The sequence below is a fragment of the Rubellimicrobium mesophilum DSM 19309 genome, assembly GCF_000600335.2.
GTDB classification, from domain to species: Bacteria; Pseudomonadota; Alphaproteobacteria; order Rhodobacterales; family Rhodobacteraceae; genus Rubellimicrobium; species Rubellimicrobium mesophilum.
Map to the genome: position 1 here is coordinate 42,030 of NZ_KK088615.1, position 16,284 is coordinate 58,313.

Consider the following 16,284-nt stretch of genomic DNA (forward strand, 5'->3'; position numbering starts at 1 on the left):
CTCAACCCGGCGGGTCCGGGCTTGTTCCGGACGCCTCCGGGTCAGGCGATCTCCTCCAGCAGGTCCAGCACCAGCGCCATCCGCGCATCCGCGTCCGCGCTGGCCTGCCGCAGCACCAGCCGCCCCTTGAGCCATTGCAGTCGCCCTCCCGAGGCCTCGACCGTCTCGGCATGATGCTCCTCCGCCCCGCTCCCCGGCTCGAAGTCGAGCGCCACGGCCTCGGGCCCGGCCGAGATGCGGGTCACGCCCAGGGCCCGCGCCAGCGCCCGGATGCGCGCCGCGCGCAGGAGGGCCACGACCTCCGGGGGAGGGGGCCCGAAGCGGTCGGCGACCTCCTCCTCCATCCGCTCCACGTCGGAGGCCGCCAGCGTCCGCGCGAGGCGATGGTAGAGGTTGACCCGCACCTCGGGCTCCGGGATGTAGTCCGGCGGCAGGGTGCCCATCGCCTCCGCCCGGAACTCCACCTCGCGCCGGATCGCGGGCTCGCCCCGCGCCGCGCGGATCGCGTCGGCCAGCAGCTCCTGGTAGAGCGCGAGGCCGATCAGCCGGACGTGCCCCGTCTGCCTTTCCCCGAAGAGCTCGCCCCCGCCCCGCAGGTCGAGGTCCTGCGCGCTGATCGCCATGCCCGCCCCCAGCCGGTCGAGCGCCTGGAGCGTCCCGAGGCGCTTGACCGTCGCGGGGGACAGCTCCTGCCCCTCCTCGGTCATCAGGAGGCAGTAGGCCTGCGCGCCGCCACGCCCGACGCGGCCCCTCAACTGATGGAGCTGCGCGAGCCCGAACAGGTCCGGCCGCAGCACGACCATGGTGTTCGCGCGCGGCACGTCGAGCCCGGATTCGATGATCGAGGTGGCGAGCAGCACGTCCCCCTCGCCCTCGGCGAAGGCGACCATGACCTCGTCGATCTCCTTCGCCGGGAGCTGCCCATGCGCGACCCTCAGGTCGAACCGGGGCAGGAGCCGCTGCAGTTCCTCGGCCATCGGCCCGACGTCCTCGACGCGCGGGACGACGACGAAGCTCTGCCCGCCGCGCCGCTTCTCGCGGAGAAGGGCCTGCCGCAGCGTGGCGGCGTCGCGGTTCGACATGGTGGTGCGGATCGGCCGCCGTCGCGCGGGGGGCGTGGCGATCACCGACAGGTCCTGCAGACCCACCAGCGCCGATTGCAGCGTGCGCGGGATCGGCGTCGCGGTCATGGTCAGGAGGTGCCCGTCGCCCGCCAGCGCGCGGACCCTGTTCTTGTGCTCCAGCCCCAGCCGCTGCTCCTCGTCGATGATGGCGAGGCCGAGGTCGGCGAACTCCACCGTGTCGCTCAGCAGGGCTTGGGTCCCCACGACGATGCGGACGCCGCCGTCGCGCAGGCCCGCCTTGACGCGCTTGGCCTGCGACGCGCCGACCAGCCGGGACAGGTGGGCGACCTCGACGCCCGACCCCTCGAAGCGGCGCTGGAGGTTGCGGTGGTGCTGCCGTGCGAGCACCGTGGTCGGCGCCAAGAGCATGACCTGCCGCCCCGCGAAGGCGCAGGCCGCCGCCGCGCGGATCGCCACCTCGGTCTTGCCGAAGCCCACGTCGCCGATCACCAGCCGGTCCATGGGCGTGCCCGAGGCCATGTCCGCGAGGGCGTCGCGGATCGCCCGGGCCTGGTCCGGCGTCTCCTCGTAGGGAAAGCGCGCGGCCACCGCCTCGTAGGGCGCGGGCTCGGGGACGAGCTTCGGCGCCGTCCGTGCCTGCCTCTCCCCGGCGGCGCGGATCAGCCCCCGCGCGGTCTCCGCGAGTCCCCTCATCACCTTGGCGCGGCGGCGGTCCCATCCCGCCGTGTTCAGCCTGTCGAGCGCGACCTCGCCCTCGTCCGAGCCGTAGCGCCAGACCCGCCCCGCCTCCGAGGACGGCACGAGCAGCCGTTGCCCCTCGGCATAGCCGAGCGCGATGGCCTCGCCGTCGAGCCCTTCCACCTCCACGGACTCGAGCCCGTCGAGCTTCGCCACCCCGTGCTCAAGATGGACGACGAGGTCGCCTTCGTGCAGCTCCGTCGCCACGACGGCCCAGGCGGTGGCCGAGCCCTCGGCGCGGGCCACGCCGGCACGGCTCCCGAGCACCTCGCGGGGGGAAATCACGGCCAGCCTCCGGGCCTCGTCCACGAAGCCCCGGTCGAGCCCCGCCGCCAGCGCCACGACCCTCCCCGGCTCGGCCGCCAGCACGGCGTCCCAGTCCGGCACGGTCGCCGGGCTCTCGCCGGTCGCCTCGCGCAGGCGCCGCGCGAGCCTTGCCTTGTCCCGCCCGGCATGGCCCATCAGGACGATCCGCCGGCCCGCCTCGCCCTGCGCGCGCAGGAATCCGGCGAGGGCCCCGCGCGGCCGGTTGGCCTCGGCGAAGGCGGGCACCGATCCCGCCCCCGCCGCGTCCATCTCGACGGTCCCCCGCTCGGATGCGAAACGGTCCCAGTCCTCGGCGGACAGATAGAGCCTCTCGGGCCCGGGGACGCGGCCCGAGGGGCCGTCGTGGCGCCGCCGCTCGGCGAAGGCCTCCGCGATCACGGCAAGCGCTCCGTCGCGCGCCCGCGCCGCGCCGGGGCCAAGCGTGAGCCGCGCCCCGGGCAGGTGGTCGAAGAAGGGAACGAGCGTCGGATAGGCGTCGAGGAGGCGCCGGTCGATGCCGCGCTCCTCCTCGTCCTCGGCACGCCCCGGAACCTCCGAGGCCGCGTCGATCACCAGCCTGTCGATGTCCTCGACGGAGCGCTGGGTCGCGGGGTCGTAACGGCGGATCGCCGTCACCGTGTCGCCGACCTCGATCCGGTAGGGCCAGCCCTCGTCGGGATCGAAGAGGTCCACGACCTCGCCCCTGATCGCCACCTCGCCCGGCTCGTCCACCCGCTCGTCGAGGCGATAGCCCGCGCCCGCGCAGAACGCGCGCAGGGCCTCCGGATCCAGCGGCTCGCCCACCTGCGCCGTGAACTGTCGCTCCGCGCCCACAGGGGGCACGCGGCGGAGGAGGGCGGCGGGCGTGGCGACGACGATCCCCGGCGCGGCGCCGGGGTCGGCGAGCTGCCGCAGCACCGCCATGCGCCGCCCCATGGCCTGCGGCGAGGGCGCCGCCCAGTCGTAGGGCAGCACGTCCCAGGGCGGGAAGGCCACGGCGCGTGTCTCCGGCGCGACCTCGCGCAGCAGCCGGGCGATGTCCTCCGCCCGCGTCTCGCCGGCCGTCGCATGGAGAATGGGCGTCCTGCCCCCGTCTCGCCAGAGCGCAAGGAGCCGCGTGGCCTCGAGCCCCAGGGGTATTCCGTTGATCATGTCGTGTTCCCGCCTCGGGCGCCGGCCCGACCTCGAAGCTGCAGGCGCCACCGTTCCAGCAGCAAACACGCGGGACGGGAGGTCTGTTCCAGGGCGCGGGATCCCGCCCGTACTCGCGTCAAGCGCGATCCCGGTTCCGCCGGATTCGCGTGTCGGGCGAGTCCGATCGGCGGTCTTCCGCCACCTCCCGGAACCTTGGTGGGGTGACGACGTTTAGGGACCGCGCTGATTTGCAAGGCGCATCGGACCAGGCCCCACAGATTTCGCCGCTTTGGCCAGCCCTTCCGGGTCGGGTCCCAACCGTGGACAGTTTGGATCAGGAGACACGATGCCGGACGCGACCCCTATTCCCTTGAACGACCTCTCGGCCGGCCCCTTGATCTGCTTCTCTCACCTGCGCTGGGACTTCGTCCTGCAGCGGCCGCAGCACCTGATGGGTCGCTTCGCCCGGACCCGCCCGGTCTACGTCTGGGAGGAGCCGGTCCCCACGACCTATGACAAGCCCTTCTACGAGGTCCATCCCGTCAAGGGCACGTCGGTCCGGGCGATCCGCCCGGCCATCCCCAACGCCGCGCCGCCCGGGGAGCGCGAGTCCATCGTCAAGCGGCTCTTTGACGACTTCCGCCAGCTCCTCGGCGCGCAGAAGCCGGTCCTGTGGTTCTACACGCCGATGATGTGGCCGCTGGCCGAGGGCGTCGAGGCCGAGGCCATCGTCTACGACTGCATGGACGAGCTCTCGCAGTTCAAGTTCGCCCCGCCCGAGCTCAAGGCGCGCGAGCAGGCGCTTCTCGAGGCCGCCGACGCCGTGTTCACCGGCGGCTGGAGCATCTACGAGGCCAAGAAGCTCCAGCACGACAACATCCACCCCTTCCCCTCCTCGGTGGACGGCCCGCACTTCGCGCAGGCCCGCAAGGGGATGCCGATGCCCGACGACATGGCGACGATCCCCGGCCCGCGCCTCGGCTTCTACGGCGTGATCGACGAGAGACTCGACCTCGCGCTCCTCGACCACCTCGCGCAGGCGCGGCCCGACTGGCACATCGTCATGGTCGGCCCCGTGGTGAAGATCAGCGAGGCCGACCTGCCCAAGCGGCCGAACATCCACTACCTCGGCGGCAAGGGCTACGCCGAGCTTCCCGCCTACCTCTCCGGCTGGGACGTGGCGCTGATGCCCTTCGCCATCAACGAGGCCACGCGCTTCATCTCGCCCACCAAGACGCCCGAATACCTCTCGGCCGGGCGTCCCGTGGTCTCCACGCCGATCCGCGACGTGGTGCGCCACTACGGCAACCTCGACGGCGTCAAGATCGCCGACACGCCCGAGGCCTTCGTCCAAGCCTGCGACGAGGCGCTCGCCCTGTCCAAGGCCCCGGAGATCTGGCTCCCCGAGGTGGACAAGGTGCTCGCCGACATGAGCTGGGATGCCACCTTCCGCCGGATGGACCGCCTCGTGACCGAGGCCGCCCAGATGCGCCGCGCCCGCCGCGCGCCCGACCGCTTCGCCGCGCCGGGGATCAAGCGGGGCGGGGCCAAGCCCTACGACGTGGTGATCGCCGGCGCGGGCTTCGCGGGCAGCGTGATGGCCGAGCGGCTCGCCGAGGGCTCGGGCAAGCGCGTCCTCGTCATCGACAAGCGGCCCCACGTCGCCGGGAACGCCTACGACCACCACGACAAGGCGGGCATCCTGATCCACCAGTACGGCCCCACCATATCTTCCATACCAACAGCGATCAGGTCGTGGACTACCTGTCGCGCTTCACCGCCTGGCGCCCCTACGAGCACCGCGTGCTCGCGCAGGTGGATGGCAAGCTCCTGCCCATGCCGATCAACCGCACCACGCTGAACGGCCTCTACGACCTGAACCTCCAGACCGACGAGGATGCGGCCGCCTTCCTCGCCGCGCAGGCCGAGCCGGTGGAGAAGATCGAGACCAGCCGCGACGTCGTCGTGAACGCGGTGGGCACCCACCTCTACGAGACCTTCTTCCAGGGCTACACCCGCAAGCAGTGGGGCCTCGACCCGTCCGAGCTGGACAAGTCGGTCACGTCGCGCGTGCCCACGCGCACGAACCTCGACGACCGCTACTTCCTCGACAGCTTCCAGGCCATGCCGCGCGACGGCTTCACCCGGATGTTCGAGAAGATGCTCGACCACCCCAACATCGACCTCGCGCTGGGCGCCGACTACCACGACCTCAAGCCCTCGGAGCTCGCGCCGCTGACGGTCTACACCGGCCCCATCGACGCCTTCTTCGGCCACCGCTTCGGGCCGCTCCCCTACCGGAGCCTCCACTTCCGGCACGAGATCCTCGACCAGCGGCGCTTCCAGGAGGTGGCGGTGGTGAACTACCCAGACGAGGCGGTGCCCTACACCCGGATCACCGAATACAAGCACCTCACCGGCCAGGTCGCGCCTCGGACCTCGATCACCTACGAGTATCCCTCGGCGGAGGGCGACCCCTACTATCCGATCCCCCGCCCGGAGAACCAGGCGCTCTACAAGAAGTACGAGGCCCTCGCCAACCAGCGGGACGACGTGATCTTCCTCGGGCGGCTAGGCACCTACCGCTACTACAACATGGACCAGGTGGTCGGGCAGGCGCTCGCCACCTACCGCCGGCTCGCCGAGCGGATGGCCATCCAGACCGGCGCCGCCTCCACCGCGGCGGAGTGACCGGACCATCGCGACTCCGCCCGGGCGGGGTCGCGGCCAAGGGGCTCAGCCCCGGAAGATCTGCCCCGGCCCAAGCACGACAGCGCGGTCCATGTTCACGGGGACCGACGCGGTCTCCCGGAGCGCCCACTGATGGACGTGGCGGGCCCCGGCCGGAAAGTCGGGGCTGCCCGTCCCCGCCGCCAGGCCGCCCGGGAAGTCCGCCGTCAGCTCGTAGCTGTATTCGGACGGGTTGGGCAGCCGCAGAAGGTCGTAGACGACCGCGCCGTTCCGCAGGGAGTCGACATGGAGCCCCAGGTCGCGCCGCATGAACTCCGGCGTCAGGCCGATCAGGAACCGGGCCATCGTGAAGTAGCCCGAGACCCGGTGCGTGGTCGACGGCACCGGACCCAGCCGGGGCTGCGCACCCGCGGGCAGAGTCGGCGGCGCGTCCACGACCTTGACGAGACGGTTCGGCCCGGTCCGCGTCCAGGGCTCGAGCCGCACGGCCATCTCGATCTCCCGCTCCCAGTCGTGCCGCCCCATCACGCCGTCCTCCCGCAAGCCGCGACCCGAGCCTAGCAGGCCCGGCCCCTCGTTTCCAACCGCGCGGTGCCGCGCCTGTCCCGGCCGAATTCCTCCTGCGGCGACCCCTCGATCGGACCCAAGTTCCACCTTCCGCGTTGGGGGCCCGACCGGCCAAGCGCCCGACCATCCACAGGAGTTCCCATGGACCAAGATCGCTCCGACTGGCTCCACCAGCCCCGTCCCACCTGGCCCCCCGAGTCCCGGGACCCCATATCCTCCGACCCCGGCTTCTCCGCGGTGAACCGCCGGATCGACGAGCACCTGTCGCAGGGGCGAGTGTCCCGGCTGACCGATCAGCTCACCGAGCACAAGGCCGTGGCCGCCGCGACCGTGCTGGGCCTCGGCGCGCTCGCGGGTCTCGCCGCCTACTCGCTGATGGGACCGTCCCAGCCCCAGGTCCAGCGCCACGCCGAGATTCCGCGCCTGCCCGACGACGCCCCGGGCCGCACGGCCAAGCAGGCGCGCTTCGGCGACTACGCCGTCGCCGGCCGCAGCGTCACCATCGACCGCCCCCGGCAGGCGATCTTCGAGTTCTGGCGCGACTTCCGCAATCTCTCCAAGTTCATGGAGAACATCGAGGACGTCCGCGAGGTCTCGCCCGGGGTCACCGCCTGGACCATCCGCGCCCCGCTCGGCATGACGATGCAGGTCACGTCCCGCATCGTGAACGAGAAGCCCGGCGAGCAGATCGCCTGGCGGTCGACGGAGGACTCCCAGATCGAGACCGAGGGCAAGGTCTCGTTCCGCGATGCCCCCGGCGGGCGCGGCACCATCGTCGAGGCGCACGTCGCCTACCGGCCGCCCATGGGCGCGCTGGGCCAGATGGTCGCCAAGGTCTTCTCGGCCGAGCCCTCCATCCAGTCCCGCCGCGACCTCAAGCGGCTCAAGATGCTCCTTGAGACCGGCGAGATCGCCACCAACAAGAACCAGCGCGGCGAGGGCGGCAAGTTCCAGAAGGCCGTCGAGCGCGACATCCAGAACAACATCGCCGCCGTCTGAGGAGGACCCCCGATGCGCGCTCTCACCTATCACGGCAAGCACGACGTCCGCGTGGACACCCATCCCGACCCCCAGATCGTCAACCCCCGCGATGCCATCATCGAGATCACGTCGACGGCCATCTGCGGCTCGGACCTGCACCTCTACGACGGCGTCATCCCCGCCGTCCTCAAGGGCGACATCCTGGGCCACGAGTTCATGGGCCGGGTGGTCGAGGTCGGCCCCTCCTCGACGCTCCAGGTCGGGCAGCGGGTGATCGTCCCCTTCACCATCTCCTGCGGCCAGTGCTTCCACTGCCGCAACCAGGAGTTCTCGCACTGCGACAACTCCAACCCCGCCGAGAAGCAGGATATGTCCGAGTCGCTCTACGGCCACCCCATGTCCGGGCTCTTCGGCTACTCGCACATGACCGGCGGCTATCCGGGCGGGCAGGCGGAATACGTCCGCGTCCCCTTCTCGGACGTGGGTCCCCTCGTGGTCCCCGACCATCTGGAGGACGAGAAGGTCCTGTTCCTGACCGACATCCTGTCGACCGGCTGGATGGCCGCCGACCAGGCCACCGTGGAGCCCGGTGACACCATCGTCGTCTGGGGGGCCGGCCCCGTGGGCCTCTTCGCCGCCCAGAGCGCCGTGGTCATGGGCGCCGAGCAAGTCATCTCCATCGACCACCACCCGCACCGGCTGGAGCTCGCCCGCCAGATCGGCGCCAAGGTGATCGACTACACCCAGACCAACGTCCTCGAGGCGCTGCTCGAGATGACGGGCGGGCAGGGGCCCGACGCGGTGATCGACGCCGTCGGCATGGAGAGCCACGGATTCGAGAACTTCAACCCGATCGACACCCTCAAGCAGAAGGTCGGCATGGGCGCCGACCGCATCGGCGTGCTCCGGCAGGCGATCCTGGCCGTGCGCAAGGGCGGGCGCGTCTCGGTCCCCGGCGTCTACGGCGGCTTCTCCGACAAGTTCCCGACCGGCGCGCTGATGGAGAAGGGCCTGACGCTGCGCACCGGCCAGACCCACGTCCAGCGCTACTACCGCGACCTCCTCAAGCGGATCGAGGAAGGGCAGATCGACACCACCTTCCTGATCTCGCACACGATGTCGCTCGAGGACGCGGCCCAGGGCTACAAGAACTTCGCCTACAACCAGAACGAATGGACCAAGGTCGTGCTCAAGCCCAAATGGGCGAAAGGACGGCAGGAGGCGGGCCGCGCTAACATCGCCAACCGCGCGGGGCTCTCCAGCGCGCCGGGCTCGGTCCCGGCCGGCTCCGGGGCGGTGGTCGATGCCTGACCGCAAGCTCGCCGTCGTCACCGGCGCCTCCTCCGGCATCGGGCGGGAGCTCGCCCGGTGCGCTGCCGAGGACGGCTGCGACCTCGTCATCTGCGCCAACGAGGCCGCGATCGAGGAGGCGGCGCGCGACGTGCGCCAGCTCGGCGGCCAGGTCGATGTGGTGCAGGCCGACCTCTCGACCGAGGAGGGGGTCCTGACCCTCTGGCATCAGGTCGGCGCGCGGGAGGTGGACTACCTCATGGCGAACGCCGGCCTCACCCTCGGCCACGCCTTCGCCGATCAGGAATGGCCCCGCATCCGCGAGTTGATCGGGCTCAACGTGCTGGGCACCACGCTCCTGCTCCACCGGGTCCTGCCCCGGATGCAGGCGCGGGGCGAAGGGCGGGTGCTGGTGACGGGCTCCATCGCGGGCTTCATCCCGGGCAGCTACCAGGCCGTCTACAACGCCACCAAGGCCTATCTCGACAGCCTCGCCTTCGCGCTGAACGACGAGATGAGGGAGCGGGGCGTCACCGTCACCTGCCTCATGCCCGGCCCGGTGGACACCGAGATCTTCCGGCGCGGCGACATGGAGGATTCGCCCATGGGCGAGACCTCGCTCAAGGACACGCCCGAGCACACCGCGCGCCTTGGCTACGAGGCGATGAAGGCGGGCCGGGCGGGCATGACGCCGGGCCTGATGAACAAGCTCGTCACCACCTTCGCGGGCGTCCTGCCCGAGCCGGTGCTGGCCCGCATGAACCGCTGGGTCTCCGAGACCGAGCGGGACGAGAAGGCCGGCTGAGGCGCCGCCATACGACCTTGTGATAGGGCGGGGCCCGGAACCGGCGCCCCGCTTTAACATTTGTAACATCATGTTCCCAGCGGATCCCGAAAGGACCCACTTCCATGAAATCTCTATTGAAGACGACGACCGCGAGCGCGGCGCTCGCGGCGGCCTTGTCCGTTTCGCCCATTGCCCTCCTGGCCCAAGAGGCCGCCACCGACGATGCCGCCACGGCCGCCCCGGCCACCGGCGATGCCGCCGCCCAGGACACCATGACCGCCCAGGACGCCACCGGCGCCGCGGACACGACGGGCGATACCATGACGGCCGACGCCTCGATGGCCGCCGACGCCATGGCGGCGGGCGAGGTGGCCAACCCGCCGGACCAGCCCAACGAGCAGATGCAGGCCGTCCTCGACAAGCTCCAGGAGCTCGGCGCCCCGCCCATCGGCACCGTCTCGGTCGAGGAGCAGCGCGCCGCGCCCGAGCCCGCCGATGCCGTCATGGCGGTGATGCAGGACCAGGGCATCGAGATGCCGGCCGAGCTCGCCGCCATCAAGACGCGCGACGTGACCTACCCGGCCGGCGACGGCTCCCAGCAGCCAGCCCGCGTCTACACGCCCGACGGCGAGGGGCCCTTCCCACTGATCGTCTACTTCCATGGCGGCGGCTGGGTGATCGCCGACATCGACAGCTACGACGCCTCGGCCCGGGCGCTCTCGGCCGGCGCGGACGCGGTGGTGGTCTCCGTCGAATACCGCCACGCCCCCGAGAACCCGTTCCCGGCGGCGCATGAGGACGCGAACGCGGCCTTCGACTACTTCGTGGAGAACTCCGGCGACCTCAACGCCGACACCGAACGTCTCGCCGTCGCGGGCGAGAGCGCGGGCGGCAACCTCGCCTTCGACGTGGCGGTCCACGCGCGGGACAACCAGCTCACGCCCATCGACCATATGCTGCTGGTCTACCCGGTGGCGGGCAAGGACATGACCACGCCGTCCTACACCACCTACGCCGACGCCCAGCCGCTCTCGAAGATGGCCATGGAGTGGTTCGTGAAGAACGTCTTCACCGACCCGTCCCAGGCCGCCGACCCGCGCATCGACCTCGTGAACCGCGACGACCTCCAGGGCCTGCCCCCGGCGACCATCGTCAACGCCGAGATCGACCCGCTCCAGAGCGAGGGCGAGATTCTGGCGCAGAACCTCCAGCAGGCCGGCGTCGAGGTCCACCAGATGACCTATCCGGGCGTCACCCACGAATTCTTCGGCATGGGCGCCGTGGTGCCCACCGCCAAGGAAGCCGAGGACTTCGCCATCGCCGACCTGCGCGCCGCCTTCGGTGCCGAAGCCGCCCAGCCGGCGACGGCCGACGCCACGACCGGCGAGGTCTCGGACGTGGAGGCCACCGCCGCCGAGGCGCCCGACGCGATGACGGGCGACGACGCCGCGCAGGCGGAGGGCACCGCCGAGCCGGTGGAGGAAGGGACCGCCACCGACACGGGGAACTGACGCCCGAGCCCTTGGTCCCCCAAGGGACGGGACGTCGGGGCGCCCGGGGGCGGTTCGCTCCCGGGCGTCTTTGACGGGCGCCTAGCCGTTCTCAGCCGGCGTGCCCTTCCGCCGGCCAGCCGCTCACCGCGGGCGTCGTGAGCTCGCGCAGGAGCTTGGCGGTCATGGCGCGCTGGAAGTCCTCGTAGCCGTCGGCCAGGACCCAGAAGGCATCCCGGCCGCGAAGGACGTTGGACTGGAACCAGAGCGTCAGCTCGTCGTCGCCGCTCGGATGGCCGCCACCCTGAACGCCGCTGCTGACCACGAGGGCGTTCACCGTCACGCCGTCGAACGGGTAGTTCGCATAGACGTAGCGCGGATCGAAGCCGACGTTGCTCCGCCCGTCCCCCGACACGTCCACCGTGCGGGCCGCGCAATCCGAGGCGGCGCCCAGCGCCTCCCCGGCATGGATCAGCGCCGCTCCCACGGCCGTGGAGCGCTGGCGGTCATGGGCGCCCGTCCGGGGATGCTCGAGGAGGGTCGTCGCCACCCGCGCGAGGTCGTCCTCGGTCTCCACCAGCACCCAGTCCGGCAGCAGCGCCTCCTGCATCGAGGGGCTGGCCCACTCGAAGACGTAGAGCGCGACCGGGTCGCCCGTCAGGAAGAGCCGCGCCACCTCCGGGTCCACCAGCGCCCGCGCCAGCCCCTCGCGCTGGAGGCCGTATTCGGCCTCGTCCACGGAGGACGACACGTCGAGCGCCAGCACGAGGGCGAGGCGGCAGCCGCCCGCCCCGGCAGGCGACGCCAGCGCCAGCAGCACGGCCAGGCCCCCTCCGGCAACCCGAGCCACGCGCGCGCGGACCGGGCTCATCTCCTCATGGCCCCGCCTGGCTGACGAGGAGCGTGCCCGTCCGGGTGAAGCGAGTGGTGCCATGGGTGCCGATCCAGATGACATAGTCCCCCGCCTTGGGAGCGTCGATGACGACCAGCGGGTCGTGGCCCCGGCCATTGTCGTCGAAGAGCCAGATGCCCTCGGGACCGTGGATCAGGAGGAAGGTGTCCTCGTCGAACTCGGTGCCGACGACGAGCTGCCCGGCCTCGCCGCGCCAGTGCAGGAGGAGGTCCGGCCGTATGTCGACGAGGCCGTCCCCTCGGAATCCCGTGAGAGCCTCCCCCTCGAGGCCGCAGTCCCGGAGGTTCCAGACGCCCCCGGCCTTGGTCGACATCGACAGGTCGCTCAGCCCGTTGTGCCCGCTGAAGGTGAGCTCGCCCAGGAAGGGCGTCGCGGTCCAGTCCGGGCCCGGGTCGGGGCAGGCCAGGGCGGGACTTGTAGTCACGGCAACGAGGACGGAGACGACACAAGAGGACAGCGGCATCGTGGCCTCCCATCCCGGGAACGTCGCGAAGGCATTTTCCCTGATTCAGGATACCACCTTCCGACCTCCCCAACAACGAACTCCCGATGTCCGGAAGTGCGGGGGGCCGTGGCGTCCAAGTGAAGGGGCCATTAACGTTCCATTAATATTTGCGTTTGAATTAAGACGGAATTGGGGCAGATATTGGGCATGGCCCATCGCTTCCTCATCCTGGCGGCCATCGCCGCGCTGTTCGGCATCTCGGTCGAGCGGGAGGCACCTCCCGCCGGTCCCCACGGCCGGCTCCGCGTCATCGACGCCGACACCTACGACGTGGGCGACACCCGCGTCCGCCTCCATGGCGTCGACGCGCCGGAGAAGCATCAGACCTGCCTCGACGCCGATGGCGCGGAATGGGACTGCGGCGCCTGGGCCATCGAGCAGGCCCGCGCCCGCTGGGAGGGACGCCAGGCCACCTGCGAGGCGCTCGACACCGACCGCTACGGCCGCACCGTCGCCCGATGCATGGTGGGGGGCGCGGACATCGGCGCCATGCTCGTCGCGGGCGGCATGGCGCTGGCCTACCGCGACTATTCCACGGATTACGTCGTGCAGGAGGCGCACGCGCAGGGCGCCCGCGTCGGTGTCTGGAGAGGCCAGTTCCGGCGGCCCGAGGACTACCGCCGCGACCCGGATGCCCCCATCGTCGCCGACGCGGACATCGGGATCACCGACGTGGAGGTCCTGAGCGCGCCCGAGGGCTGCGAGATCAAGGGCAACATCTCGCCTTCGGGCCGCATCTACCACCTCCCTGGCAGCGCCCTCTACGGCCGCACCACCATCGACGAGTCGAAGGGCGAGCGCTGGTTCTGCTCCCCCGACGAGGCCGAGGCCGCCGGCTGGCGTCCGGCGCGGTAGGGAAGAAGCCCACGGTCCGCAGGGCAGGCTTCAGCCCGCCACGTCACCTCGGCCACCGGCGCACGGACGGACGGGCCGAAGCCCGACCTGCGGACGCCACCATGCGGCGGCGCTAGACCGCCACGGCGCCCGGCAGCTCCCCGACCGACGGCTCGTGCACCGGGCAGCCGTTGACGCGGGACCGGAACGCCGCCGAGGCCTCGTAGACCGGCTTCCTCACCCGGTTGATCGCGCCCAGCGGCCGGTGCGCCTCCAGCCCCGTCCAGGGCGAGAAGCGCATGGGATCGTCCACCCGCGCCGCCCGCTCGGGGTTCCACGACCCCTGCGGCTCGGCCCGCAGGCGCGCGACGGCCACGAACGGGCTCTCCGCCTCGTCCCAGACGACCGTCGGGTCCTCCACCGGCATGGTCTCCGGGTCGCGGCAGAGCTGCGCCCGCAGCTCCCACTCCATGACGCCCTCGCGCGTGTCGCGGTCCATGACCTCGCGGATCGTGTCCCGTCCCTCGATCGCGATCTCCTCACCCGCGTGGCGCGTCAGCGCCGGCGACACCGGCGCCAGGGAATACTTCGCCACGAAGTCCCCATGCCGGAAGGCGGTCTGCGAGAAGTAGGTCTCCCCCAGCGGATGCACGTTCGCCGCCCCGCCCAGGGTCTTGAGCGTGGCGCTCTCGCCCCCCACCGCCTCCAGCCCCTTCTCGGCCGTCCGCAGCACGGCCGACAGCGCGACCTTGGCCCATTCCGCCCGGTCGGTCGTCTTGGCGAGCATCCTGAGGTTGCCCAGGAACTGCTTGGCCGACCTCGCGGCGAACGCGGGCCCGTTCACCAGCAGGAAGTCCTGCGTGGCCTCGTCCTCCGACCCGTGCAGCCGGGCGCCCTCGACCTCCAGGACCTTGAGCGCGGCCCCGCGCGGCAGCGACACGCGGTCGGGCAGCAGGTCCCCCGGATTGGTCGAGATGCGAAGAAGGGCAGGGTGCTCGCCGGCCCTGGCGAACAGCCCCTGCGCCAACTCCGGCGGCAGGCCGGGCAGCACCGAGAGCGTCCCCACGATCAGCGCATGGCTCTTGGCGTGCACGGACCGGATCGCATGGCCCAGATCCTTGGCCGTGGTCTCCATGATCTCCCGCAGCGCCTCCTCGAGGCCTGCGACGGTGTCGGCCTCGTCGGCCTCGGGCCTCTCGAGGTCGAGCGTGTAGCGGATCGGGTCCTTCATCGCGGGGTCCTCCGGCCGGGCGCGGCCAGCCCGCGCGGACTCGCCCCAACGGAGCGGTCCGTGCCTCGGTTCCCGTCAGCCCTCCGACGTCCCCCGCACGAGGAGGAGCGAGAACCCGGCCAGCGCCGCGCTCCCCGCCATCAGCGCCTGGAGCGGCCAGGGACCGGTCTCCACGGTCAGCACGGAGGCGGCGAGCATCGACAGCGCCGCGCCGCCGGCCGTCATGATCGCGCCCGAGAGCCCGCTCGCCGTCCCGGCGAGGTCCGGCCGCACCGAGATCGAGCCCGCCATGGCGTTGGGCAGCGTCATCCCGTTGCCCAGGCCCAGCGCGAGGCAGAAGCCGAAGAACAGGAGGGGATGCGACAGCCCCGCCAGGGTGAGCAGCAGCGAGGCCCCGAGTCCCGCCGCCGCCACGACGCAACCCCAGGCCGCCATGCGGTCGATCCCCACCCGCATCGAGTAGCGCCCCGACAGGTAGTTCCCCGCGACGTAGCCGATGGACGGCGAGCCCAGCGCGATCCCCGTCCAGAGCGGCGTGAGGCCGAACAGCCGCTCCGCCACGAAGGCCGCGCCGCCCAGAAGCGCGAAGAAGGCCCCCGACGCGAAGGCCGAGCAGAGCGAGTAGCCCCAGAACCGCCGCGACCCGAGCAGCGCCGGATACTGCCGGAGCTGCGCCCCGAGGCCCTCGCCACGCCGCCCCATCGTCTCGCCCTGGTCCGCCGCCACGAGCGCGAGCACCAGCGCCCCCGAGACCGCGAGCAGCAGGAAGGAGGCCCGCCAGTTCCAGGCCTCGTCCAGCGCCCCGCCGGCCATCGGCCCGACCATCGGGATCAGCGCCATGCCCATCGTGATGTAGCCGAGCTTGGACGCGGCCTCGGTCGGGCCCACCGTGTCGCGCACCACCGCCCGCGACAGCACGATCCCCGCCACGACGGTCGATTGCGCCATTCGCGCCGCCAGGAAGATCCCCGCCGTGGGCGCGACCAGCGCGGCCAGCGTCGCCAGCACGAAGATCGCGATCGCCCCCAGCATCACCGGCCTCCGCCCCAGCGTGTCGGCGACGGACCCCACCACGACCTGCAGCACCGCCGTCATCGCCAGGTAGCCCGAGACCGCGATCTGCATCACCGCGTAGGACGTCTCGAAATGCTCGGCCATATGCGCGAGCGACGGCAGGAAGATCGTCTGGTTCAGCGACGAGATCCCGGAGCAGAGGATCAGCGTCGCGATGTGGGGCGGCGTCGTCCGGTCGAGGAACCGGACTTGGGGAACGGCAACCATCGGCTTACCACTTATGGAAGATGAAGAACGCGCCCATGGCGATGAAGGCGAATCCCACGAGGTAGTTCCAGGTGAACGGCTCGCGCAGGTAGGTGACGGAGAACACCGCGAAGACCGACAGCGTCAGCACCTCCTGGATCGTCTTGAGCTGCGCGGCCGAGAACACGGCCGACCCCCAGCGGTTCGCCGGCACCTGCAGGCAGTATTCGAAGAAGGCGATCCCCCAGGAGACCAGGATCACCAGCGCCAGGGACGCGCCCTTGAACCGCAGGTGCCCGTACCAGGCGAAGGTCATGAAGACGTTGGAGGCGGCCAACAGGGCAATCGTCACGATGGAAACAGGCATGGGGCACTCCGGGCAATGCGGCTTCCTAGCCGAAGCGCGTCGTGCCGCACAATTGCGGGTTTCCGGACGAAGGCCCGTTCCAGCGCGACACGACGTGACGGAATC

At 71.4% G+C, this 16,284-nt stretch carries 14 protein-coding genes; 7 read left to right on the top strand and 7 right to left on the bottom strand.

The genetic code is table 11. The annotated features are described in order from the left end of the window. Positions 1-41 precede the first annotated feature (41 nt). A complete protein-coding gene (locus RUMESO_RS20390) occupies positions 42-3,281 on the bottom strand; it encodes a DEAD/DEAH box helicase (RefSeq protein ID WP_037283082.1) in 3,240 nt (1,079 codons plus the stop codon). A gap of 328 nt (positions 3,282-3,609) precedes the next feature. On the opposite strand from RUMESO_RS20390, the gene RUMESO_RS26595 reads away from it, so the two are divergent. Together RUMESO_RS26595 and RUMESO_RS26600 are read left to right on the top strand one after the other, a co-directional pair. Next, the gene (locus RUMESO_RS26595) at positions 3,610-5,124 is read left to right on the top strand and encodes a glycosyltransferase family 1 protein (protein WP_211262945.1); all 1,515 of its coding nucleotides are present in this window, start codon (positions 3,610-3,612) and stop codon (positions 5,122-5,124) included. After that, complete coding sequence (locus RUMESO_RS26600; RefSeq protein ID WP_211262946.1) at positions 5,019-5,954, top strand: UDP-galactopyranose/dTDP-fucopyranose mutase family protein; 936 nt, start codon at positions 5,019-5,021, stop codon at positions 5,952-5,954. Before RUMESO_RS26595 ends, RUMESO_RS26600 begins: the two co-directional genes overlap by 106 nt. Before the next feature lie 45 nt (positions 5,955-5,999). Here the strand turns inward: RUMESO_RS26600 and RUMESO_RS20400 are convergent, their stop codons facing one another. Then, positions 6,000-6,479 carry a hypothetical protein gene (locus tag RUMESO_RS20400; protein WP_037283084.1) on the bottom strand — a complete coding sequence of 160 codons (480 nt, stop codon included), beginning with the start codon at positions 6,477-6,479 and terminating at the stop codon, positions 6,000-6,002. Between the two features lie 183 nt (positions 6,480-6,662). Between RUMESO_RS20400 and RUMESO_RS20405 the strand changes: the two genes are divergently transcribed. The 4 genes from RUMESO_RS20405 to RUMESO_RS20420 all read left to right on the top strand — a co-directional run bounded on the left by RUMESO_RS20405 (position 6,663) and on the right by RUMESO_RS20420 (position 11,090). Next, positions 6,663-7,520 (top strand): SRPBCC family protein, encoded by an 858-nt coding sequence (locus tag RUMESO_RS20405; RefSeq protein WP_082484411.1) that lies wholly within the window; start codon positions 6,663-6,665, stop codon positions 7,518-7,520. Between the two features lie 12 nt (positions 7,521-7,532). Further along, complete coding sequence (locus RUMESO_RS20410) at positions 7,533-8,813, top strand: zinc-dependent alcohol dehydrogenase (RefSeq protein ID WP_082484413.1); 1,281 nt, start codon at positions 7,533-7,535, stop codon at positions 8,811-8,813. Further along, complete coding sequence (locus RUMESO_RS20415) at positions 8,806-9,597, top strand: SDR family NAD(P)-dependent oxidoreductase (RefSeq protein ID WP_037283086.1); 792 nt, start codon at positions 8,806-8,808, stop codon at positions 9,595-9,597. The genes RUMESO_RS20410 and RUMESO_RS20415 overlap by 8 nt, the downstream gene beginning before the upstream one ends. 104 nt (positions 9,598-9,701) lie before the next feature. Next, entirely contained in the window at positions 9,702-11,090 is a 1,389-nt protein-coding gene (locus RUMESO_RS20420) for an alpha/beta hydrolase (RefSeq protein WP_245639361.1), read from the top strand. Positions 11,091-11,181: 91 nt separating this feature from the next. Here RUMESO_RS20420 and RUMESO_RS20425 read toward each other — a convergent pair whose 3' ends face one another. Together RUMESO_RS20425 and RUMESO_RS20430 are read right to left on the bottom strand one after the other, a co-directional pair. Next, the gene (locus tag RUMESO_RS20425) at positions 11,182-11,940 is read right to left on the bottom strand and encodes a DUF1194 domain-containing protein (RefSeq protein ID WP_037283088.1); all 759 of its coding nucleotides are present in this window, start codon (positions 11,938-11,940) and stop codon (positions 11,182-11,184) included. Positions 11,941-11,944: 4 nt separating this feature from the next. Continuing rightward, positions 11,945-12,445: a hypothetical protein gene (locus RUMESO_RS20430; RefSeq protein ID WP_051521550.1), complete on the bottom strand. Its 501-nt coding sequence runs from the start codon at positions 12,443-12,445 to the stop codon at positions 11,945-11,947. A gap of 189 nt (positions 12,446-12,634) precedes the next feature. Here RUMESO_RS20430 and RUMESO_RS20435 point away from each other — a divergent pair, with 189 nt between their 5' ends. Beyond that, positions 12,635-13,342, top strand: coding sequence for a thermonuclease family protein (locus RUMESO_RS20435; protein WP_082484416.1), 708 nt, complete (start codon positions 12,635-12,637; stop codon positions 13,340-13,342). A gap of 112 nt (positions 13,343-13,454) precedes the next feature. Here RUMESO_RS20435 and RUMESO_RS20440 read toward each other — a convergent pair whose 3' ends face one another. The 3 genes from RUMESO_RS20440 to RUMESO_RS20450 form a co-directional block, all read right to left on the bottom strand. Further along, the gene (locus RUMESO_RS20440) at positions 13,455-14,552 is read right to left on the bottom strand and encodes a catalase family protein (protein WP_037283090.1); all 1,098 of its coding nucleotides are present in this window, start codon (positions 14,550-14,552) and stop codon (positions 13,455-13,457) included. Positions 14,553-14,627: 75 nt separating this feature from the next. Beyond that, a complete protein-coding gene (locus RUMESO_RS20445) occupies positions 14,628-15,833 on the bottom strand; it encodes a multidrug effflux MFS transporter (RefSeq protein WP_037283092.1) in 1,206 nt (401 codons plus the stop codon). A gap of 4 nt (positions 15,834-15,837) precedes the next feature. Further along, positions 15,838-16,179 (bottom strand): DMT family protein, encoded by a 342-nt coding sequence (locus tag RUMESO_RS20450; protein WP_037283094.1) that lies wholly within the window; start codon positions 16,177-16,179, stop codon positions 15,838-15,840. Between the last annotated feature and the right edge of the window lie 105 nt (positions 16,180-16,284).

Coding starts and splice junctions, on each gene's coding strand:
- RUMESO_RS20390 (WP_037283082.1), bottom strand. CDS start 3,281: ATGATCAACGGAATACCCCTGGGGCTCGAGGCCACGCGGCTCCTTGCG.
- RUMESO_RS26595 (WP_211262945.1), top strand. CDS start 3,610: ATGCCGGACGCGACCCCTATTCCCTTGAACGACCTCTCGGCCGGCCCC.
- RUMESO_RS20400 (WP_037283084.1), bottom strand. CDS start 6,479: ATGGGGCGGCACGACTGGGAGCGGGAGATCGAGATGGCCGTGCGGCTC.
- RUMESO_RS20405 (WP_082484411.1), top strand. CDS start 6,663: ATGGACCAAGATCGCTCCGACTGGCTCCACCAGCCCCGTCCCACCTGG.
- RUMESO_RS20410 (WP_082484413.1), top strand. CDS start 7,533: ATGCGCGCTCTCACCTATCACGGCAAGCACGACGTCCGCGTGGACACC.
- RUMESO_RS20415 (WP_037283086.1), top strand. CDS start 8,806: ATGCCTGACCGCAAGCTCGCCGTCGTCACCGGCGCCTCCTCCGGCATC.
- RUMESO_RS20420 (WP_245639361.1), top strand. CDS start 9,702: ATGAAATCTCTATTGAAGACGACGACCGCGAGCGCGGCGCTCGCGGCG.
- RUMESO_RS20425 (WP_037283088.1), bottom strand. CDS start 11,940: ATGAGCCCGGTCCGCGCGCGCGTGGCTCGGGTTGCCGGAGGGGGCCTG.
- RUMESO_RS20430 (WP_051521550.1), bottom strand. CDS start 12,445: ATGCCGCTGTCCTCTTGTGTCGTCTCCGTCCTCGTTGCCGTGACTACA.
- RUMESO_RS20435 (WP_082484416.1), top strand. CDS start 12,635: ATGGCCCATCGCTTCCTCATCCTGGCGGCCATCGCCGCGCTGTTCGGC.
- RUMESO_RS20440 (WP_037283090.1), bottom strand. CDS start 14,552: ATGAAGGACCCGATCCGCTACACGCTCGACCTCGAGAGGCCCGAGGCC.
- RUMESO_RS20445 (WP_037283092.1), bottom strand. CDS start 15,833: ATGGTTGCCGTTCCCCAAGTCCGGTTCCTCGACCGGACGACGCCGCCC.
- RUMESO_RS20450 (WP_037283094.1), bottom strand. CDS start 16,179: ATGCCTGTTTCCATCGTGACGATTGCCCTGTTGGCCGCCTCCAACGTC.